This window comes from Paraburkholderia sp. GAS33, assembly GCF_050436645.1.
In the GTDB taxonomy this organism is placed as follows: Bacteria; Pseudomonadota; Gammaproteobacteria; order Burkholderiales; family Burkholderiaceae; genus Paraburkholderia; species Paraburkholderia phenazinium_B.
The window spans coordinates 712,891-733,444 of the sequence record NZ_JBNDMP010000003.1 but is presented as its reverse complement, the minus strand read 5'-3'; the positions used below and the strand labels follow the sequence as shown (position 1 = coordinate 733,444).

Genomic DNA, 20,554 nt, shown 5'->3' with positions numbered 1-20,554 from the left:
ACGTCTGACTATCGTTAGCCAGTTTCTACTGGCCGGCCCCGAAAAGAGACCGGCCGTTTTCCTTCCTAGTCGATAAAGATCTCGGCTCCGGCCTGCTTCGAAGAAGCAAACATCGACTCAATGACGCGGCTGATGTTGTATGCCTGTGTGGCGGGGACAACCGACGGGGTACCGTTGCGAAGCGCGTCGAAGAACGCGTTCGATTCGCGGTCGAAGTAAACCGGATTGCCGATTTCAGCAATGTCGGGGGAATATTCGGTCTTCTTCGTGGCCCAGATTTCCGGGAAGCTCGTTTCCTGCCATTCGGTCCATCCTTCCGGATGGGCGCCCTTACCCGCGTCGTAAATCTTGTAGCTCGACGGCAGCGAACGGGAGGACATGATGCCTTCGGTGCCGTACGCCGTGATGTCCCAGCTTTCCGTCCAAGGCAGCACGTCCCACGACATGAAGTCGATGACGACGATCTTGTCTTCGTAGTTCAACACAGCGCCCGCAGCATCTTCGCGAGACTCGTCGCCATGGAAGTTCGGGAACTTCGTGATGCGGGCATTGACGGATCGCGGCAAGCCAAAGTGCAGGAGAATGCGGTCTACCAGATGGCAGCCGATGACAAAGACAGCGCCGCCGATGTCGCCCGGTTGGGTCATGTGAGCCGTGCCTGCCTCGTCATGCGAACAGCCGCCGTGCGCACGCACCTGGACGACCTTGCCGAGGCGGCCGCTCTTCAGCGCTGCCTGCATGGCGTCAACCGACGGAGCAAAGCGCCAGCAATAGCCCACCTGCACGAGACCGCCGGTACGCTCGACCGCCTCGACAATCCGTTTTGCATCCGCGGAACTGCGGCCTGCGGGCTTTTCGCACAGCACCGACTTGCCGGCCTCGAGTGCTTCAATGGTCAGGTCGGCCATCTTCTCGCTCTTCGAGTGCACGAGCACCACGTGCACGTTGTCGTCAGCGAGAATATCGTCTTTCGTGCGCACTTCCAGACCGAGCGCATCCACGAATGGCTCGAGCAGCGGACTGGTGTCCCACGCGCCGAGCATCTTCGCGTCGGTACGACGCTGGATCGCCTTGACCCGACCGGACGTGTGCGGATGCGTAATACCGAGGCACGCCACGCCTAACGTTTCGTTGGCACCAATCTTTCGTGTCATGTCTTATCTCCTCCGGATTTCCCGTTACACCTTGACCGTCTTCCCCGACACCGCGGACTCGAGCGCACACTCAGCCAGACGCAATGCCTTGAGGCCGTCCTGCACCGAGGTCGGCAGGGGCGAATTCGTACGCAGCGCTTCGACGAATGCTTCGAGCTCGGCCTTGTAAGCCGCTTCATAGCGCTCGAGGAAGAAGTTCAGGAGCGGTTCGCGGACATCGGTTGCGTCCTTCGTCCAGCGACGGATCGTCGAAGGGCGAAGGTTTTCCTGCAGAAGCATGCCCTTGGAGCCGGACACTTCCATACGCTGGTCGTAGCCGTACAGCGCCTCGCGACAGCAATTGATGTGACATTGCTTGCCCGACGCGGTGCGAAGCTGCACCATCACCGTGTCGAAGTCGCCGAGTGCTTCCAGCGACGGATCGACGAGCCGGCTTGCGGTTGCCATGACTTCGACCGGCTCTTCGCCCAGCAGCCAGCGGGCCATGTCGAGATCGTGAATCACCATATCGCGGAAGATCCCGCCGGAGTGCTCGACGTAATCGCGCGGCGGCATGCCCGGATCGCGACTGGAGATGATGACCTGGCGCACTTCGCCGACATCGCCTGCATCGATCGCCTTGCGGAAGGCCTGGGACGTCGGATCGAAGCGACGGTTAAACGCGAGCATCACACGGCCGCCGAGGCGTTCGACCGTGTTCGCCGCGGCGAGCGACTTTTCCATGTCGAGGTCGATAGGCTTCTCGCACAGCACAGCCTTGCCGTTCGCCACGGCTTTCAACATGAATGTGATGTGGGTATCCGTCGGTGTGCCGATGACCACAGCATCGATGTCATCGCGATCGAGGACGGCCGAAGCATCCGTCGACGCTTCACAGCCAAGTCTTTCCGCAAGCGAGGTCGCAGCCTTCTCAACAGGATCCGCAACGACGACCAGTTTTGCGTTCGGGCTCGCGGCGACGTTGCCAGCGTGAATGCGACCAATGCGGCCAGCACCGAGTACGGCGATTCGAATCATGTGAGTCTCCAGAAGTACTTTGTGGGTTTAAGGTCAGGCGCGTCAGACGGAAGCCGCGCTTTTTTCCGAGAACTGAGCGACGGTAGTGTCATAGGCGCGCTTTGCCATCTCGTCGAGCGGCAACTTCCGGTGCGTCTCGGAGATAAGCTCCACGCCGTAATAAGGAAGCGTGCACCCCGCCTGTTGCAGAGCATCAATGAAGGCGGGACAGTCGCCAGCACCTTCGCCACAAAGCTGACGGTTAAAGCTCGAGTCCTCGAACAGCGTCCCTTTGATCTGCGCGGCTACGTCGTTCAGTTCCACACCGGTGATGAAGCGCGCCGGAATTTTGGCGACTTCGCTATAGGGGCTGCCACCGCGAGCTACGTGCCAGTGGTCGACCATCAGGCCACCGTTGGGCTGGTCAGCACCTTCAGTAATCTTCAGCGCTTCCCCGATGTTTCGGATGGGGGAGAAAGGCATGAACTCGATTGCAACCGTCGCGCCAACCGTCGCGACGTCTTCGCAAAGTTTCGCGAATTCGTCGGTCATGCGCGCAAAGTCGGCCGGACTTTCATCGAAGGGGCTCGCGCCGATCTTCAGATTGCGCATGCCAAGCTCGCCGCCCAGCTCGATGACACGGCGACGGAAATTATCCGATTTGACACGCGCCTCGCCATCGAGGTACCAGTCCATGAGAATTTCGAGCTCGAAGTACTTCATGCCGGTGTCGTCCAGAATACGCTTGACGCCAGAGAGTCCGTATTTCTCGACGCTATGCTCGAGGTCATCGAGGATGAGGCCGACGCCGCTCCAGCCAGCACGCGATGCCGCTTCGCAACGATCTCGCAGCGGGAACGGGCTGACTTCGACCGGGCCACACGGATAGACGTCGCCCGCAATGGTCCAGTATGCCGCCAGCAGTTCAATTTTCTTCGCGCTCATGTGTAGTACTCCTGTTTCTCAGTTTCATCGGTTCGTCGACGGCACACGCTCCCGCGTGCCAAACGGTTACGGGGTTGGCCGCGTGGGCCTGGTAGACGTTGCGAGCGTGAAGTCCCACGACACAGACCAGAACGGTGATGAGAACCCGACACGCCTGGCGGCTTCCGGGTCGTCAACCTTGTTGAATTCGGCGATGAGTTCACGCTTGACGCCGAAGACCGCGTCCTCAGGAAGGTACGGGCAGTCCGGCGTGAAGATGTGGGTAATGACGGGCTCATAGCCCGGCGCGGTCACAATGAAATGGAGGTGGGCCGCACGATTCGGGTGGCGCCCCATTGCGCCAAGGAGTTTGCCGACCGGGCCGTCCGACGGAATCGGATAGTGGCGCGGCTTGACGGACTTGAACCAGTAGCGCCCCTCCGCATCCGAAGTAAATGCGCCACGCAAATTCGAATCGGGCTGAATCCCTTTTTGCTGCACGTCGTAGAAGCCATCGTCATTGGTCTGCCAGACTTCGAGCTTCGCGTTCGGAATCGGTGTGCCGTCAATGTCCGTCACACGCCCGGCTACGACCAGAGGTTCGCCCTTTCCGTCGAGACAGATGTTGGCGCCGTTTTCGTACTCCGGCGAATTCGCAACATAGAACGGGCCGAGAATCGTGTTGGGTGTCGCTCCGCTCGGCCGGCGATGATTGATCGCGTCGACGAGCATCGAGACACCCAGGATGTCCGACAGCAGGATGTACTCCTGGCGCCAGTCGGTACACATATGACCGGTTTCAGTCAGGAACTGGATGGCGGTGAACCATTCTTCATGTGTCGGCTCGATTTCCTTCACCGCTGCATGCAGATGCTTGACCAGAACTGTCATGACCTGCCGCAGCCGTTCGTCGACATTCGGCGCCATGCGCGCGTTGACGACGTCGGCCGAGTGCGTTTCATCGAAATACGGCGATGGGGATGGCGATTCAGAGGGTGCTGCAGATTGCATGGAGCGTCTCCTTCAATGTTTTCGTACCGCTTTGAGACGAGTCTATATTCCCCGCAGCCGGCAAAACAGAGCTAAAAAGGGAATCTCTTTCGCGATGAATGGGAAACTGGGAAAGAGCAGCCGGGATTACCCTGGACACGTGACTATTACGCTGTCCAGTGACGCTCGTACTCGTTCTGCTGAAACCGCTCGACGAGTGCATCGATAAACAGCCGAACCTTCACCGGCATATGCGCGCGTGTCTGAAAGGCAATGTTGATCGTCAGCCGCGGCAAATCCCAGTCATTCAGCACAGGGACGAGGCGGCCGGCTTTGAGGTCGTCGTAGACGATGTATTTGGGCTGCACGAGGATGCCCATGCCGTCGAGGGCCGCGACCCGCAATATCTGGCCGTCGTTGGATTCGAGGAGAGGCTTGACCTTGACGAGAACTGATTCGCCCGTTCGGCAAAACGCGAGCTCGCGCGGATTGTCGGCGAGTGCGTAATTCAATACCTTGTGCCGGGTCAGTTCCGCGGGAAGGCGTGGCGAGCCATTTGCTTCGAGATACGAAGGAGCCGCGGCCAATATTCGCCGGGTCGAGGCAAGCCGCTTTACCGTTATGTTGCTGTCTGCTTCAAGAACCTTGGTACGGATGGCCACGTCGATGCCATTCTCAATGATGTCGTGGTAGCGATTCGCCGCCACCACATCTACCGTAATGTCTGGATAACGCGCTGTAAATTCCGGAAGCATCGGCGCAACGTGCAGCATGCAGAACGAGAGCGATGCAGTAACACGCAGTACGCCACTCGGTCGAACTGTCGCCTCCTTGATAACCGACTCGGCTTCACCCAGATCTGCGAGTATGGACTTACAACGTCGATGGAACTCTGCCCCAGCTTGCGTGAGATAAAGATTGCGTGTCGTCCTGCGCACGAGCTGGACGCCAAGCCGGGTTTCCAGCGCGATCAGGTACCGGCTTGCCGCAGAGATGGAAAGGTCCACGACCTCCGCGGCGCGGCTTATGCTGCCCGACTCGGCAACCTCGACAAAAAGCCGTAGTTCCTTGAACTGATCCATCTCTTATCAGCTCGGAATGCAATTGCTGCGGTGGCCTTGGGTGGCTTCGATTTCATCTGCCTGCCCCAATGCGATCGCTCGCGCAATGCCGGATAAACTGCCTTGCACAGTGTCTCTCTCCATTTATAGGCCAAGCATAGCCCCAGGAACCATCGCCGGGGCAGCGGAAACACATCAAAAACACCTCAGGAATTTTCTCCCATTCCGGCCAACGTCAGCGGTGTCGCCATCTTCATGAGGCGAATACGCGGCAAAACGCCTGACGGAAAGGGTTCTCCGTCAGGCAAACCAGATGTGACCGCCACCGCGACATGAACCCTTGCGTGTCTTCTAGAACTGGGTGGCGACACCTGCGATTACGCCGAACTGGCTCTTGCCATAGTTCGGGTTGGTGCTGGACGCGTTGCTGTTTGTCGGGTCGTCGTTGCTGTTCGCACCATACAGCCCACTGTCGAGCCCAAGGTTGGACGTCGAACTGTTGCGGACGTAACCGAGCTCGGTATACAGAAGCGTGCGCTTCGACAGCGAATAGTTCGTACCCAGTGTGTATAGCGTCGCGTTGCCATTACCCCGGTTGGCATTGGCGTGGTAAACCGCACCGGTGACCGAAAGCGCCGTCGTCGTGTGCCAGATCGCCCCAAGCCACTCGTGATTGACCGCTGTCGGCAGCGATGTGCCTGCCGGCAGCGTGCTTGGAGTGGCCGTCCCATAGTATCCGGCATTGGACGCATCGGGTGCGCTGAGGTGCTGATAGCCGATGAACGCTACGACCGGGCCAATTGCGTACGTTCCACCCGTGAGGATCGAGCGCGAGGCCAGGTACACATTGCTGAACTGGCCGTTAGGATCGCGCACCTCATCGTATGTCGCCTGCCAGAAAAGGCTGCCGGTCTGATACGAAAGCTTGATGCCGTCCGTTCTCCCCTGCGCACTACCCAAGCCGCTTGAGGTTCCCAACTGGCCTGGCGCGCTTCCCGGACTTCCGGAGTTCCATTTCGTCGAGTTTGTCAGGTCGTATTGGCCTTGCACCGTGAATCCGCCTACCAGCGGCGACAGATACTCTATGCCGTTACCCGCCTGCGAAAAGATCCGGCCACGCACCAGTGTACCGATCGCATATTTCTCGGTCTGTTGAGGATCGACATCGCCCGAATACTGGCTGATTTCAGCCGAGCCCATATTGCCTAACTTCACTTGACCCCACGTGTCGTTATGCAGACCGACGGTCGCCTGCCCCTCGAAGAAGCTGCCGTTGGCAAAGCTACCGTTGACTGTGTTGAGGCGAGACTCAAGGTGGAAAATGGCCTGGGTACCGCCGCCGATATCTTCTGCGCCCTTGAGGCCAAATCTCGACTGGGCCCATCCCCCGCTCTCTGCGCCGAACACGTGCCCCTTCGGCATACCGGTCTCGTATGCGATCCCGTTGTCTACGATGCCATACAGCGTGACGCTGCTTTGCGCAGTCGCCGACGCCGCCGCTGTCATTGCAAACATCCCAATCAGAACCTTCCTCATCACATCTCCTATATATGTAGTACTACTATTTTAATCGCCGGTCCAATGGAAACCTGACTACGGCGATTTGATGCTGCCGGCAATTTCAGATCCAGGTGGGAGCGCGTGCCATCAGCGACTCGCACGGAGATGCCACGCTCTCCCGAATCCGGTTCAAAGAAAATCAGGTCTGCCGACTATCCTGCTGGTTCAGTTGCGCTCGCTTGTTGCAGTTGCTAGCCGTTCGACAACAACAAGATCCAGGCGGTTGCTGAACGCGTTCGCTGAGTGCGGTTGGTCGAAGGACAGGGGGATCGCCAAGCTGGGGCTGCTTGCGGTAAGGCGCGTCTCCATCGTCGTTCTCGTTTGACTCTGGCCCGAGTGTATATTCGTCAACGATGGAGACATAGAGCCGAAAGGGGAATCTCTTTCGCAGAAATCGGGAAAATCGAAACGGTCAAGGACCAGCCGAACAGTTGACGTAACGCGCGGCGACCACGCATACACCAGACTGGTGTCCGTTAGCGAATCATGCATGGTTCGTCACATCAGGATATCCCTACATCAGTTTCAGCAACACCCTATGGATAGCACCTTCAGTCTCCGCCGTTTCAGCCGTATACCTGTAGTGACCGAACTCCGAAACCGCTAATGGGCATCTTCGCCCTTTAGTCATTGAAGAAAGCCACTATGCCGACCTTTATGTCCAACTTGCCCATCGCCAAACGACTGGGTGCCGGTTTTGTGCTGGTATTGATCATGTCGTTGATCAGCATCGTCATAGGGCTTGCGCGCCTCTCGTCTGTGGCGCAGGCAACCCGCGATATGGTTGCCAGTCCAATCCGGACCGAGCGGCTTATCAACGACTGGTCGCGCAACATCAATACCGCTGTCACCCGCACAACCGCGATTGCCAAGAGTGCTGACCCAAGCCTCGCCAGTTACTTCGTGGAGGAAGCCGCAGCTTCGTCCAAGGTGTCGGGAGCGTTGCAAAAGTCGATAGAAGCTTTGATGAGTTCGGACGAGGAAAAGTCCTTGTTTGCCGCCATTGGCGAACAGCGCAAGATTTTCATTTCTACCCGCGACGAGATCTACGCGCTGAAAAAGGCGGGCAAAGCCGACGAGGCGAACCAGGTGCTGGAGCAAAAGTTCATACCGGCCTCCCGGCTCTTCGTGACGAAAATTGATGCCCTGGTGAACCATCAGCGCGAGGAAATTGACACGGTAGCAACGCAGATCGACGCCAACTACCAGTTCAGCCGCACGCTGATGATTGCTTTGGGAGTGGTCAGCCTGCTGCTGAGCGTGATGTGCGCGTGGCTCATCTCCGGGAGTATCACCAGGCCGCTGGTGAAGGCCTCCGCGGTGGCCCGTCAGGTCGCCGAAGGCGATTTGACCGCCCGTATCGACAATCAAAGCACCGACGAAGTCGGCCAGTTGCTCAGCAGCCTGAGAGACATGCAAAGCAGCCTGGTGCGCGTTGTCTCCAACGTGCGCTCCGGATCGGAAAACGTGGCCACTGCCAGCGCCGAAATCGCGCAAGGCAACGACGACCTCAGCGCTCGCACGGAAAGTCAGGCCAGCGCCCTGGAAGAAACCGCCGCCTCCATGGAAGAGCTCGGCTCCACCGTGCGCCAGAACGCCGACAACGCCCGTCAGGCGAACCAGTTGGCCATGAACACCTCCACAGTCGCCATCCAGTGTGGCGAAGTCGTCAACCAGGTCGTGGAGACCATGAAGGGTATCAACGACAGCTCCAGGAAAATCGCCGACATCATTGGCGTGATTGATGGCATTGCCTTCCAGACCAACATCCTCGCCCTGAACGCAGCGGTAGAGTCAGCCCGGGCCGGCGAGCAAGGCCGTGGCTTCGCGGTAGTAGCCAACGAAGTGCGCAGCCTGGCCGCGCGTTCCGCCGATGCCGCCAAGGAAATCAAAAAGCTTATCAACGCCAGCGTGGAACGCGTCGCACAAGGCTCGGCCCAGGTCGAGCAGGCCGGTCTCACCATGTCCGAAGTCGTCCGTTCCATTCGCCACGTCACCGATACCATGGGTGAGATCAGTGCCGCCAGCAACGAACAATCGTTGGGCGTCGCTCAGGTCGGTGAGGCTGTCACGCAGATGGACGAGGCGACCCAGCAGAACGCAGCGCTGGTGGAACAAATGGCGGCCGCGGCCAGCAGCCTGCGCAGTCAGTCTCACGAGCTGGTACAAGTCGTCTCGGTTTTCAAACTCGCTAGCTAATAATCACGAGCCGGCGACCGCAAGCACGCGGATCGTCGCGTACGTATGGTTTGTCCGCCAGCGCTTATTCCCGCGCTTTGCTTTTATAGGCGCCAGGAAAGTGGCTGGTCAGTACGTATTCACATACTGATCGGCGTCGTTCGCTGGTCGAATTGGCCGGCAGCCTTTCAGTCGACCGTCATGCCATGAGTCGCGCAAACCTGCCGCATCGCGCGCAGGACGATCGGCTGCATCTGCAGACTCAACGAATCGGGATTTGCTTCAAGGTACTTATCGACAATGGTGCCCACTTGTCGCGCGTCGGCATGCATCGTTCCAATGCACTGCCGAAGTTTCTCGATCTTCGCATCTGGCGCGCCAAAGACAGGAGCGTAAGAGAAACCGTCGAGCACACCAATCACGTAAGCGGTACGCATCGATTGGCTTCCGCTTTGAAAGGATTTGCCCGTGAGAAATCCATTGTTGATATCGGACGCCGGACTCGCGTGTGCGATGGAGCAAACTGTCATAAGCAAGGCCGCGGCCATTGATCTGTTCATCTGATGTCGATTCGGAGGGATGGGGGTGCGCTATTGTGGGCCGCTATTGTGACGATTTCCGGACCGACGCCAGAGGTCGACTGCAAAAACTAGCCCGGCGGCCGCGATCCGAGCAGAAGTATGTCAACCAGTCTTTTCGCGCTTTGCTGCCAGTCCGGGGCAGACGCGACGTTGGAAACGCCCACCAGAGCGCGCAGCAGATCCAGCGGCACGAGGTCGGCGCGAATGTCGCCGCTGTCCACGGCGCGCGTTACAAGCGACTGGATCGCGTCCTTGATCTGGGCCCCGGACGATTCAAACAGCTTCGTCGACCCTCCCACGATTGAGTTCAATGCAGGCGCGATGATCTTCTTGGTGGCGATGTAGTCGACGAAAAGCATCATCCAGGATCGCAACGCATCAAGCGGAGGCAAAGACTCGGTCAGCCTTCGCGCCTCCTCCGCAAGCTTGCCCACCTCAGCACGGTAGACACTCTCCAGCAGCGCCTCACGCGTGGGAAAGTGCCGGTAGACCGTGCCTACGCCGACGCCCGCCTGACGTGCCACGTCGTCGAGACTGACGTCGCTTCCCGCGTGCGTAAACGCCGTTTTTGCTTCTTCGAGGATGCGCTCGCGATTGCGTAGCGCGTCGGCCCGGGGCCTTCGTTCTTTTGGCGTCGAGTGACTCACTGCAGGTTGAATCCTTGCAAGCGGAGAATTTCTCCGGTTGATATACTGAAAAAAGCGGAGAGAGTCTCCGTTTTATCCCGGACGGGGAATGGCGTCAACGCTATTGTGATGGAGAAGCGGAAATGGCTGAGAAATTTGGAGCAACTTCAACGACAGACGACGTGCTTGCAGGCGTCGATCTTCACGGCAAGCGAATTCTTGTCACTGGTGTTTCGGCGGGACTCGGTGTGGAGACCGCCCGGGCGCTTGCAGCGCACGGAGCGAGCGTGATCGGGGCGGCCAGAGACCTGGCAAAAGCGGAGCTGGCGATTGCCGAAGCGCGGCGCGATGCCGCCGCGGCAGGCGGCAGTATCGACCTGGTCGAACTCGACCTCGCAAGCCTCGAGAGCGTCCGGGCTTGCGCCGACAAGCTATTGGCCGAGGGCAAACCGCTCGACGTCATCATTACGAATGCCGGCGTAATGGCGACGCCCTTCGGCAAAACCGCAGACGGATTCGAGACGCAATTCGGCACGAATCATCTGGGGCATTTCGTGCTCGTGAATCGCCTGGCGTCGCTGATTCCGTCTGGTGGTCGAGTAGTCGCACTGGCGTCATCCGGGCACCGTTTCGCGGACGTAGATCTCGACGATCCCGGCTTTGAGCGTACGCCTTACGAGCCATTCCTCGCCTACGGCCGCTCCAAGACCGCGAACATCCTCTTCGCGGTTGCTTTCGATCAGCGACATCGCGCGCGCGGCGTGCGGGCAGCCGCTGTTCATCCCGGCGGGATTCACACGGAGCTGGCCCGCCATATGGACGAGAGCCAGCTGACTGCACTCGTGGACAGGATCAACAGTCAGCTGGCATCGGAGGGGAAAGGACCGTTCCAGTTCAAGACGATCCCGCAGGGTGCGGCGACTTCAGTATGGGCCGCGGCGGTGGCGGCAGCCGAAGACGTGGGAGGCAGATATTGCGAAAACTGCCACGTAAGCGAAGTCGTGGCGGACGATGTTGTCATCACGCCCGTCAGCGAGGGCGTTCGCCGCTACGCGCTCGACGTTGCAAATGCCGACGCGCTCTGGCGCAAGAGCGAAGAGATGGTTGGCGAGTCGTTCTGACCAACGCTTCGTCGAGCGTCATCGAAACGGGGCCCGCCGCGCCTTGACCCATATCTTTGGCGCGACCACCTGTGACAGCGCAACTTTCCTCACAGCTCAAATCGGTGAAAACGATAGAATCATCACAAACAGCGCGACAATTGTCGCAATTCTCCTGCCGAATGCCGGTCGAATAGGGGCTAAATGTTATTGACGCATCATATGCATGATGCGAAGATCACAAGACAGTTCGTGCCCGATCGCGAAGCATAAGCATTCGTCATACCGACGAAGGAGACATCAGGATGAGTGAGCCGGTTGCGGTCGCGGCCGCTTCATCGCCTCGACTGCCATTGATCCGCGTTACTGGCGTCACCAAGAAATTCGGTGGCGTGCAGGCGTTGCGCGGTGTCGATCTGGAAGTTCTGCCGGGTGAAGTGCATGCACTGCTCGGCGAAAATGGCGCGGGCAAATCCACCCTCATCAAGATACTAAGCGGCGTCCATACCTACGACGAAGGCTCGATCGAAATCGCCGGCCAGAAGGTCGCGTTCGAATCTCCGGCGAAGTCGCGCGAGGCGGGCGTCGCCGTCGTCTATCAGGACCTGAGTCTCGTCGAATCGCTGTCCGTTGGTGCCAACCTGATGCTTGGGCGTGAGCCGCGCACGCGGTTTGGCTTCGTCAGGCAACGCGAACTGATGGCGCAGGTCAGCGCATTTCTGCGCGAACACAATATTCCACTCGATCCACGCGTGCCAGTCGACTCGCTGCCGTTTGCCTACCGGCAGATGACGGAGATCTGCAAGGCGCTGATGGGCGACGTGCGCGTGCTGATCCTCGACGAGCCGACGTCTGCGCTAACGGGCGGCGAAGAACAGATTCTCTTCGACGCGATTCGCGCGGTGACGGAGCGCGGCGTTGGTGTGATCTACGTCACGCACCGCCTGAACGAGGTGTTTCGCATCTCGCAGCGCGTAACTGTGTTCCGCGACGGCGCGAACGCCGGCCAGTTCGCCACGGCCGAGACCGACATGAAGCAGTTGGTCGCTGCCATCGTCGGCCCACGTCATGCGGCGATGCAGGCCAGACAGGAAACCACCGGGGGCGTAGTCACGCAACCGGGGCTTGGCGTAGACGCTCAAGCCGCCTCACAGGTCGCACACAATGCGCCCGTGCTGACGCTATCGAACGTCAGCAATGCGCGTCTTTCCGGCGTGAACTTCTCCGTGCACAAAGGCGAAGTGCATGGCCTCGCAGGACTGATCGGTAGCGGGCGCACGGAAATCCTGCAGACGATCTTCGGCCTGCTGCCGGCGCACGCAGGCACGATTGAGCTCGACGGCGAACCGCTCGCCGCGCGCCGACCCGCCGATGCCATCCGGCGCGGCATCGCACTCGTGCCGGAAGACCGCCATCTGCAAGGGCTCGTGCTCGATCACTCGATCGAACGCAATCTGACGTTGCCGCGTCTGCCGCAGTTTTCCCGCGGCGGCTGGCTGCTCGCGAAAGCCGCTGCACAACAGGCGCGCACGGCGATGAAGCAGCTTTCCGTGAAAGCGCCCGATGCGTCGACGCAAGTGAAGTTTCTCTCCGGCGGCAACCAGCAGAAAGTCGTGTTCGCCAAATGGAATCATCCGCGGCCGAAGCTGTTGCTGCTCGATGAGCCGACGGTCGGTGTGGACGTAGGCGCGCGCGAAGAAATCTACGGCGTGGTGCGCGACGCGGCGCATGCGGGTACAGGTGTCGTAGTGGTGTCGTCGGATCTGGACGAACTGTTGCGGCTATGCGATCGCATTTCCATCGTGGTGGACGGCTCGATCGAACGGACCGTCGAGCGCGCGCAGATTCGCCACGCGGAAGAACTTCACCATCTCATTCAACTTCCCCGGCCTATGGAAGAGCTTGCAACATGAACGACTCCGCTTCGCCGATGCCCGCCGAGCAACAGAGCACCCCGCGTCATGGACGCACGTGGCGGATCGCGCAGCTTCTGCTGCAAGGCGATCGCCCGTACATGCTGTATATCGCGTTTGCGATTCTGCTGGTCGTGTTCAGCTTTGCGTCGCCGTGGTTCCTGTCGATCGACAACTTCCTCAATATCGGACGGCAAACGGCGCTTGTCTCGATCATCGCGATCGGCATGACGTTCGTGATCATTGCGCGGCAGATCGACCTTTCCGTGGGATCGGCGCTGGCCTTGTCGGGGATGTCGGCGGCGCTCGCGATGTCGCACATCAGCGATAACTGGATTCTCGGCGCGATTGCGGGCATCGGCACGGGCGCGATCGTCGGCGCGATCAACGGTTTCGTCACGACGCGCCTCTCGATTCCGTCGTTTCTGGTCACGCTCGGAAGCCTGAGCGCGGCACGCGGTCTGGCGCTGATGGTTACGACGACGCGCCCCGAGATCATCACCAACGACAACTTCATCGCGATCTTCGGCGAGGGCACTATTTTTGGCGTGCCGGTGCCGATCCTCTGGACACTGCTCGCCGTGATCGGCGGCATTCTGCTGCTGCACTACAGCGTGTTCGGCCGGCAGATTTATGCGGCCGGCGGCAATCCCACGGCCGCGCTTTATTCAGGCATCAACATCCGCCGCGTGACGACGCTCGCTTTCGTGCTGACCGGCGCGCTTGCCGGCCTGGCCGCGCTCGTGCTGTCCGCGCGTTCGCATGCGGCGCGGCCCGACGTTGTGCAGGGCATGGAACTCGACGTGATCGCGTCCGTTACGCTCGGCGGCTGCAGTCTGTTCGGCGGACGCGGCTTCATTCTGGGCACGCTGCTCGGCAGCCTCATCATCGGCACGCTGAATAACGGACTCGTACTGCTCGGCGTGAGTTCGTCGCTGCAACTCGTCATCAAGGGCGTCATCATCGTCGCGGCAGTCGCGTTCACCCGCAAATAGGCACTAAGCAGTCCGAGTAAAACGGTCTCCCGTGCATGCGACGTTGCACGGCAGGCCATGCAGAGCAAGTTCAAAAACAGCTGGAGACGCAGTACAACAAGACCACCGGAGGAAGATCATGAACTATCGTCGTGGATCAGCAGCGAGGCTGGCGAGTGTCGCGGCAATCACTGCCATGACCCTGTGCTGTTCGCAGGCATTTGCGCAGGCATGCACGAATCTGCCTGTGAATTCAATTGGACCGAAGGGTATCGTCGGGCAGGGACCGAATGGCGAAAAGGCGGCGTCCGTGGATGCCGTCAAGCTGACGGATGCCGAGGCCGCCAAGGTCAAGGCCGGCAACTTCAAGGTCGGCATTTCGATGCAGACGATGAACCTCGACTGGTCGCAACTGCAGGTGCAGGGCATCACCGACACGTTGAAGAAATACGGCGTGGAAGTGATCGGCACGGCGTCGGCCGAGTATCAGGTCGACAAGCAGATTGCCGACATCGAGAACACGATCCAGCGCCATCCGAACGGCATCATCTCGATTCCGGTCGACGGCACGGCGACGGCTGCGACGTACAAGAAAGTCTCGCAGGCCGGCATCAAGCTGGTGTTCATGGACAACGTGCCGACCGGCCTCAAGCATCCGCAGGAGTACTCGGCAATGGTCTCGGCGGATAGCGAGGGCAACGGCCAGATCGCGGCGAAGGTGCTTGCATCGTGCGTGCCGAAGGGCGGTACGGTGGGTCTTGTGAACTTCGGCGTCGATTACTTCAGCACGACGGAGCGCACGAAGGCCGTCAACGACTGGATGAAGAAGAATCGCCCCGACATCAAGATCAAACAGGTCGCCTTCACGGACCCGTCGAAGGTCGGTCAGGTTGCCGGCGACTTCCTCACCGCCAATCCGGACGTGAAGGGTGTGTTTGCCGTTTGGGACCAGCCCGCGCTCGACACGCTGACGTCGATGCGCGCGCAGGGCCTCAATACGCCTATGACAACGGTCGACCTCGGCCTTGAGTCTGCAATCGAAATTGCCAAGGGCGGCCCGCTCAAGGCAACGGGCTCGCAACGTCCGTACGATCAGGGCGTAGCCGAAGCGATGGCGATGATGAAAGCGCTGATCGGCCAGACGCCGCCGGCGTGGATCGGCGTGCAATCGCTGCCCGTCGTGCAGTCCAACGTGCTCGAATCGTACAAGACGGTATTCAAGAAGGACCCGCCGCCGCAACTGGCCGATGCCTGCAAGAAGGCAGCGCCCGCTTGCGGTTGATGACCGACGCGGTGTGACGTGTAGGTGTAAGCGTGAGCTTGAGAGCGAAGCCTTTGGAGGCTTCGCTCTTTTTTATTGCGCTTCGAGTTCTTCGCCCCGCTTTGCGTTCTTCGCCCCTTGCGATGAATGCACCGCTATATTGCCGAAACTCAGCGCGATATATCACTCCCCCCGCTCAGCTCGCTTCGGAGCTCACGCCCCCACCTTCCAGCAAGACCTCCGTCACTGCCTCCGAAAACCGTTTCGGCCGGCCCTCGATCATTACCCGTTCCGGGTTCGACGGATCCCGCTCCACCTTGGGAAGCCCGTAAGCCAGGAGCGCGCGCGCGCAACCTGGCCAGTCCGGGTTCCGCGCCAAAACCGGCTCGTTGACAGAGGCCCAGGAAAGCGTACCGAGCACGTCGTCTCCGAAGCCTTGCGTCTCACGCCAGCTAGCTCCGTGAGAAAGCAGAAAGGCCGTGAGATCCGCGTCACCGTGAAAGACAGCGTGGTTTAACACCGTCGCATCCCAGTCTCCTCCGCGCGCGGCAATCGGCCAACCGAGTTCGACCATAAGCTTGACCGCAGAGATCGATCCCCATGCCGCGGCATCGGGCAGCAAGCGCAGCCGGTCCTCCGGCAACGCGCCTGGCAGATCCGGACGTCGGGCCTGAATACGACGCGCCTCGATCGCGTCAGCACGTCCACAAGCGGCCACGAAGTCATCATCGTCGCTTAGCGTCTCCTGCACTCCGTAGGTACGCAGGAGTGCTACGACTTCCGGTAGACCGACCTGGCTCGCCAGCCGATAAGCACTGATGCCGGCGGGCGTCTGCGCGGTGGGATCGGCGCCGGCCGCCAGCAGTGCGGCAATATGGCGAGTCGATCGGCTCACGGCGATCGCACGCAGCAACGGAGGCCCCCAGACTTTCGTGGGCCCCTCTCCCGCCGGCTCGTTGGCGTCGCCACCATGCGCCAGCACCAGTTCGAGGGCAGCCGGGTCCGGCATATCTAGCGCTCGCCGCAGCGCATTCGTCCCGGCGGCACGCGCGCCGTACCGGAACAGCAAGCGCGTGCAGTCCGGATTTTCCAGCGAGTGGTAGAGCGATTCACCGTCATTGGGATCCGCGCCCGCCTCCAGAAGCATCTCTGTGAGCGCCAGATCGCGGACAACGCCGGCCGCACCGTAAAGCGCAGACAGCGGCTCCGACTCGTTGGGTTTTGCCAGAGAAGCCGGTGGAAACCGGTTACCGATACGCTGGTTAGGATCGGCCCCGGCCGCAAGAAGGTGCTGGGCGCATTCGCGTAGCGGTTCGATGAACTCCGGCAGTTGACCCAGCCTCGAGTGCGTCACCGCGACGAGCGGCGGGAGGCTTAGTGGTCCCCCCGCGCGGTTGATCCACCCGGGATCAACCGCGGTCATTCGCGACACCACTTCGAGATGCCCCGCAGCGCAGGCAACGTACGCGTCCGTGGCCAGAAGGCCAGGGTGTTCCTGCAGAAGCTGAACCGCAACGCGTGGCCGTGCCGCGTCATACGATCCGGTGACATCGCCACCATAGGCGAGGCCAAGCCAGCGGCGTATCAGAGCCGCCTGATCGTGGTGCGCGAAAGCACTCGTCTCGACATACAGCGCGAGATCCGCCCAGGAAGAAAAACCGTACTCGCGCGCGATGCAGGACTGCGCGTCGTGTAGACGAAGCTGAAGCGCTATCGCTTCGCTATCTGAGCGGTGCGCGGCGGCGGGAAGATGATTGACGAAGCGGGCGATCGCTGTTGCGTTGCCGTCGCGGTAAAGACGCAACAACTCCTTCGCCTGCTTCTTGAGATGGTCGAGATTGGCCTTGGGAGGCAGCTTGTTCATGGCGGATCCTCGTGCATTGATGGCCGAAGGTCCGCAATACCGCCAGCACAAAGGATGGTGAGATATCTGACACGCTGCAACAGGTGGGTTCAACCCTTTCCGCGGACCCGGAAGCGGCCTGCACCGCTAATCCGGATGCTAGGCGATGGTGTGCTGCTCCGTCAACCCAGGCTCGAGGCGGAGGTCAGCCCTGCTGGACAGGGCTGACAAACTGCTCGATATACGCCTGCCGAACCCTTTCGACTGTAGCGAGCCAGGACTCCCCTTCGGCTCGCCGAAACAGACGCACCACATCCGGATACCAGGGCGAGTCCGCTCGTTCCTGCATCCATCGCCAGTCGACACCCGTCGTGGGAAGCAGTATCCAGCAGGGCGTACCTAGGGACCCAGCCAGATGGGCTATCGCCGTATCGACGCACACGACCAGATCCAGCTGGCCGATGATCGCGGCGCTGTCGGCGAGATCGTCCACCTCCGACCCGAGGTGCAGAAGCGGTTGATCCGCGGGCGGGCATTGAGCTTCGCCCTCGCCCTGCCCTTTTTGCAGACTCACGAAGCTGACGTCAGGTAGGCTCCAGAGAGACGCCAGCGTAGCCAGCGAAGGTAGCGACCGGTGCGCGTCATTGTGGTGCTGCGGATTGCCCTTCCACACCAGCCCGACCTTGCGGCCAGGCGGAAGCGTTGCGAGCCGCGAGCGCCAACGCTCGACGATCGACGGCTCCGGCACCAGGTGAAGCGGCGGCGGAATCGTTTCCAAGGTCGTACGCAGATGCCAGGGTGCGCTCAACAGGCTCGTCCAGCAGTCGAATCGCGCGGATTGCGAAAGCGCCGTTTCATGATCCACGACCTCGTCGACACCATCGACGGTGGCCATCAGCCTGCGTAAGGCAGGCGCACACGCAAACGCAATGGTCGCGGCCCCTCGCGCCTTGAGCAGCGCGAGATAACGGCCGAACTGAATCATGTCGCCAAAGCCGTCTTCCTGCCAGACCAACAGGGACTTGCCTGCCAGATCGTCCCCTTGCCACTGTGGGCAACGTAGCAGGACGCGCGAATTGTGGTGAGCAAATCCAGGATGCTCGTAGCGAGACTCGTAAAGCTCCCATCCTTGCGCGTACTGTCCCGTGCCCAGCAGCAGCGTTCCCAGATAGAACCTGGCATCGGGATAGTTGGGGCGCAACGCGAGCGCTTGCCGGAATGCGGTTTCGGCTTCCGGCAGACGATTGAGGCGCTTCAACGTGCTACCGAGATTGTAGTGAGCCTCGGCGTATCCGGGACGTAAGGCGACCGCCTGCTGAAAGTGCGCAACGGCTTCGGGCAGACGCTCGAGTGCTCCGAGTACGCAGCCGAGGTTGTGATGCGCCTCCACGATTCCCGGCCGGCAGCGAAGCGCCTGTGTATAAGCCTCCTCGGCCTCGGCTAGCCGATTGAGGGCATAGAGCACATTCCCGAGGTTATGGTAAGCCTCGGCATAGTCCGGATTGGATGCGATAGCTTGCCGGAAAGCGGCCTCTGCTTCGGGCAGACGCTTGAGTTGGAGCATCACAGCACCGAGATTCGCGTGTGCTTCCGAATAGTCGGGTTGAATGGTCGATGCGAGCCGAAACGCGAGTTCGGCCTCGCGGAGCCGGTTGAGCCCCAGCAATACTCCGCCCAGGCTGTTCAAGGCAGCGGGATTGTCCGGCTTCAGCCGCAGCGCTTGCCCGTAAGCCACCTCTGCCTCCGAAAGGCGTCCTTGCTCCTTGAGCACGTTGCCGAGGTTGTGGTGCGCTTCGACAAAATCGGGACGCGCCGCCACAGCAAACCTGTAGGCGGTCTCGGCATCGTGGAGCCGGCGAAGCTCGTGAAGTGCGAGGGCCAGATTGAAGTGGGCCTGCGCATAGCCGGGGCGAATTGCAATTGCCTGCCGGTATGCCGTCTCCGCCTCGAGCAAATAGCGGAGATCATGCAGAGCCGCGCCGAGATTGTGGTGAACCTCGGCAACGCCGGGCCGAATTTTTTGCAACTCCTTGTAGATCGCCACGGCCTCCGCTGGACGCTTGAGCGACATGAGCAGCGTACCGAGGCTGTCATAGGCCGCAGCGAAATCAGGCTGCAGGTCGATACATTGGCGCCAATACGTTTCCGCATCCGCCAGATGGTTCAGGCCGAGCGAGCACGCCGCAGCGATGTTGAGCGCCTCAGCGCGAAGCCCTGGAGGAACACTTACGGTCGAGTCGAATGCTGGCTGAACAATGGACAACGCTTCGGAAAATTTCCTCTCCGAAAAGAGTGAACTGGCTTGCTGAATGCGGTCTATGACGGGAAGCGCGGGCTTCGGCGCGAGTGGCATGGGATTTGGATTGTCTTCGGAGGCGCCCCAAGATCTTGATCCGCCAGGGGCGCCCTCCTGCAAGTTGCGTCAGACCTTGGCGACTGAGGCCTGATAGATCTCTTCGATGGCTTCCTTGAGCGTCGAGTCGAACTCACTATCGCTCATCGATACCTTGAGTTCGTTGATCAAGGCCCTGGAGAAGCTGGCGATCATGCCGTGATTTTTAGCGAGCCGTTGACACGCGTCGGTGCGCGTATAACCGCCGGAAAGCGCGACGACCCGTGCCACACGCGGATGATCGATCAGCGGACGATAGAAGTCCGGTACGTAAGGTATGGTCAGCTTGAGCATCACCTGACGGCTCTCCGGCAACGCGTCGAGACCTTTAGTCAGTTCCGCGAGCAGCGTGGCTTCCGCGCCCGGCTTGTCCGGACTCTTGATCGAAATCTCGGGTTCCAGAATCGGCATGAGACCGTGGCCGTCGATCTGCGCACCCAGTTCAAACTGTTGCTTCACGATCGCAGCGATACCCTCTTTCGAATTCAGCTTGATGACCGAACGCATCTTCGTGCCGCAGATACCGAGTTTCACCGCCCGCTCGAGCAGCGCGTCCAGCCCAGGAATCGGTTTCATCAGTTGGACACCGTCCGCTTCGTCCTGCAGGCCCTTATCGACCTTCAGGAACGGCACGACGCCGCGATCCTCCCACAGGAAGGCCGGAACCGGCTTCCCCTGAGCCTGCCCGTCCATGGTGGCTTCGAACAGAATAGCTCCGATGACCTTGTCCCCGGTAAAGGCGGGCGCCGTGATGATGCGCACCCGCATCTCGTGGATCAGTTTGAACATCTCGGCGTCGCCACTGTAGGCGCTCTCCGGGATGCCATAAAGCTTCAGGGCACCGGGGGTCGACCCACCGCTTTGGTCCAGGGCCGCGAAAAATCCCTGTTTTTCACGAACTTGCGTCAGCATCTTCTCATCAGCCACGATTTGCTCCCTTTTTCGACAATGGAAATCGGACCAGCACGCCCAGTCGGGACATAGTGCTCAATACGGTCAGT

Annotated in this window: 16 protein-coding genes; 5 read left to right on the top strand and 11 right to left on the bottom strand. The window is 60.3% G+C overall.

Features of this window, described 5'->3' with window-relative positions:
• Positions 1 to 65: 65 nt before the first annotated feature.
• From P3T24_RS13550 to P3T24_RS13525, 6 genes are all read right to left on the bottom strand, one after another.
• Positions 66 to 1,154: a Gfo/Idh/MocA family protein gene (locus P3T24_RS13550; protein ID WP_074267250.1), complete on the bottom strand. Its 1,089-nt coding sequence runs from the start codon at positions 1,152 to 1,154 to the stop codon at positions 66 to 68.
• Positions 1,155 to 1,178: 24 nt separating this feature from the next.
• Entirely contained in the window at positions 1,179 to 2,171 is a 993-nt protein-coding gene (gene iolG, locus P3T24_RS13545) for an inositol 2-dehydrogenase (protein ID WP_429287182.1), read from the bottom strand.
• Positions 2,172 to 2,213: 42 nt separating this feature from the next.
• On the bottom strand, positions 2,214 to 3,095 hold the full coding sequence (locus P3T24_RS13540) for a sugar phosphate isomerase/epimerase family protein (RefSeq protein WP_074267248.1): 882 nt from the start codon (positions 3,093 to 3,095) through the stop codon (positions 2,214 to 2,216).
• 66 nt (positions 3,096 to 3,161) lie between these two features.
• Positions 3,162 to 4,085 carry an intradiol ring-cleavage dioxygenase gene (locus P3T24_RS13535; RefSeq protein ID WP_074267247.1) on the bottom strand — a complete coding sequence of 308 codons (924 nt, stop codon included), beginning with the start codon at positions 4,083 to 4,085 and terminating at the stop codon, positions 3,162 to 3,164.
• A 146-nt stretch (positions 4,086 to 4,231) separates the two neighbouring features.
• Complete coding sequence (locus P3T24_RS13530) at positions 4,232 to 5,146, bottom strand: LysR family transcriptional regulator (RefSeq protein WP_429406387.1); 915 nt, start codon at positions 5,144 to 5,146, stop codon at positions 4,232 to 4,234.
• 330 nt (positions 5,147 to 5,476) lie between these two features.
• On the bottom strand, positions 5,477 to 6,661 hold the full coding sequence (locus P3T24_RS13525) for a porin (RefSeq protein ID WP_429435226.1): 1,185 nt from the start codon (positions 6,659 to 6,661) through the stop codon (positions 5,477 to 5,479).
• A gap of 669 nt (positions 6,662 to 7,330) precedes the next feature.
• Between P3T24_RS13525 and P3T24_RS13520 the strand changes: the two genes are divergently transcribed.
• Positions 7,331 to 8,884 carry a methyl-accepting chemotaxis protein gene (locus P3T24_RS13520; RefSeq protein ID WP_429435223.1) on the top strand — a complete coding sequence of 518 codons (1,554 nt, stop codon included), beginning with the start codon at positions 7,331 to 7,333 and terminating at the stop codon, positions 8,882 to 8,884.
• Positions 8,885 to 9,051: 167 nt separating this feature from the next.
• Here P3T24_RS13520 and P3T24_RS13515 read toward each other — a convergent pair whose 3' ends face one another.
• Positions 9,052 to 9,411, bottom strand: a complete 360-nt coding sequence (locus P3T24_RS13515; protein ID WP_074267244.1) for a Rap1a/Tai family immunity protein — start codon at positions 9,409 to 9,411, stop codon at positions 9,052 to 9,054.
• A 101-nt stretch (positions 9,412 to 9,512) separates the two neighbouring features.
• The gene (locus P3T24_RS13510) at positions 9,513 to 10,091 is read right to left on the bottom strand and encodes a TetR/AcrR family transcriptional regulator (protein WP_429435221.1); all 579 of its coding nucleotides are present in this window, start codon (positions 10,089 to 10,091) and stop codon (positions 9,513 to 9,515) included.
• Between the two features lie 122 nt (positions 10,092 to 10,213).
• On the opposite strand from P3T24_RS13510, the gene P3T24_RS13505 reads away from it, so the two are divergent.
• The 4 genes from P3T24_RS13505 (at position 10,214) to P3T24_RS13490 (ending at position 15,339) form a co-directional block, all read left to right on the top strand.
• Complete coding sequence (locus P3T24_RS13505) at positions 10,214 to 11,191, top strand: SDR family NAD(P)-dependent oxidoreductase (protein WP_429435218.1); 978 nt, start codon at positions 10,214 to 10,216, stop codon at positions 11,189 to 11,191.
• A 284-nt stretch (positions 11,192 to 11,475) separates the two neighbouring features.
• Positions 11,476 to 13,083, top strand: coding sequence for a sugar ABC transporter ATP-binding protein (locus tag P3T24_RS13500; protein WP_429435215.1), 1,608 nt, complete (start codon positions 11,476 to 11,478; stop codon positions 13,081 to 13,083).
• Entirely contained in the window at positions 13,080 to 14,078 is a 999-nt protein-coding gene (locus P3T24_RS13495) for an ABC transporter permease (protein WP_074267240.1), read from the top strand. The genes P3T24_RS13500 and P3T24_RS13495 overlap by 4 nt, the downstream gene beginning before the upstream one ends.
• Before the next feature lie 118 nt (positions 14,079 to 14,196).
• Entirely contained in the window at positions 14,197 to 15,339 is a 1,143-nt protein-coding gene (locus P3T24_RS13490) for a substrate-binding domain-containing protein (protein ID WP_074267239.1), read from the top strand.
• A gap of 175 nt (positions 15,340 to 15,514) precedes the next feature.
• Here the strand turns inward: P3T24_RS13490 and P3T24_RS13485 are convergent, their stop codons facing one another.
• The 3 genes from P3T24_RS13485 to P3T24_RS13475 all read right to left on the bottom strand — a co-directional run bounded on the left by P3T24_RS13485 (position 15,515) and on the right by P3T24_RS13475 (position 20,480).
• The gene (locus P3T24_RS13485) at positions 15,515 to 17,182 is read right to left on the bottom strand and encodes an ankyrin repeat domain-containing protein (protein ID WP_429435212.1); all 1,668 of its coding nucleotides are present in this window, start codon (positions 17,180 to 17,182) and stop codon (positions 15,515 to 15,517) included.
• Between the two features lie 184 nt (positions 17,183 to 17,366).
• On the bottom strand, positions 17,367 to 19,514 hold the full coding sequence (locus tag P3T24_RS13480; protein WP_429435209.1) for a tetratricopeptide repeat protein: 2,148 nt from the start codon (positions 19,512 to 19,514) through the stop codon (positions 17,367 to 17,369).
• Between the two features lie 69 nt (positions 19,515 to 19,583).
• Entirely contained in the window at positions 19,584 to 20,480 is an 897-nt protein-coding gene (locus P3T24_RS13475; RefSeq protein WP_429435206.1) for a fructose bisphosphate aldolase, read from the bottom strand.
• Between the last annotated feature and the right edge of the window lie 74 nt (positions 20,481 to 20,554).

What these genes read in the sequence shown, in the direction of transcription:
- P3T24_RS13480 (WP_429435209.1), bottom strand. Translation starts at nt 19,514, where the DNA reads ATGCCACTCGCGCCGAAGCCCGCGCTTCCCGTCATAGACCGCATTCAG.
- P3T24_RS13540 (WP_074267248.1), bottom strand. Translation starts at nt 3,095, where the DNA reads ATGAGCGCGAAGAAAATTGAACTGCTGGCGGCATACTGGACCATTGCG.
- P3T24_RS13485 (WP_429435212.1), bottom strand. Translation starts at nt 17,182, where the DNA reads ATGAACAAGCTGCCTCCCAAGGCCAATCTCGACCATCTCAAGAAGCAG.
- P3T24_RS13500 (WP_429435215.1), top strand. Translation starts at nt 11,476, where the DNA reads ATGAGTGAGCCGGTTGCGGTCGCGGCCGCTTCATCGCCTCGACTGCCA.
- P3T24_RS13490 (WP_074267239.1), top strand. Translation starts at nt 14,197, where the DNA reads ATGAACTATCGTCGTGGATCAGCAGCGAGGCTGGCGAGTGTCGCGGCA.
- P3T24_RS13515 (WP_074267244.1), bottom strand. Translation starts at nt 9,411, where the DNA reads ATGGCCGCGGCCTTGCTTATGACAGTTTGCTCCATCGCACACGCGAGT.
- P3T24_RS13535 (WP_074267247.1), bottom strand. Translation starts at nt 4,085, where the DNA reads ATGCAATCTGCAGCACCCTCTGAATCGCCATCCCCATCGCCGTATTTC.
- P3T24_RS13495 (WP_074267240.1), top strand. Translation starts at nt 13,080, where the DNA reads ATGAACGACTCCGCTTCGCCGATGCCCGCCGAGCAACAGAGCACCCCG.
- P3T24_RS13530 (WP_429406387.1), bottom strand. Translation starts at nt 5,146, where the DNA reads ATGGATCAGTTCAAGGAACTACGGCTTTTTGTCGAGGTTGCCGAGTCG.
- P3T24_RS13550 (WP_074267250.1), bottom strand. Translation starts at nt 1,154, where the DNA reads ATGACACGAAAGATTGGTGCCAACGAAACGTTAGGCGTGGCGTGCCTC.
- P3T24_RS13520 (WP_429435223.1), top strand. Translation starts at nt 7,331, where the DNA reads ATGCCGACCTTTATGTCCAACTTGCCCATCGCCAAACGACTGGGTGCC.
- iolG (WP_429287182.1), bottom strand. Translation starts at nt 2,171, where the DNA reads ATGATTCGAATCGCCGTACTCGGTGCTGGCCGCATTGGTCGCATTCAC.
- P3T24_RS13505 (WP_429435218.1), top strand. Translation starts at nt 10,214, where the DNA reads ATGGCTGAGAAATTTGGAGCAACTTCAACGACAGACGACGTGCTTGCA.
- P3T24_RS13525 (WP_429435226.1), bottom strand. Translation starts at nt 6,661, where the DNA reads ATGAGGAAGGTTCTGATTGGGATGTTTGCAATGACAGCGGCGGCGTCG.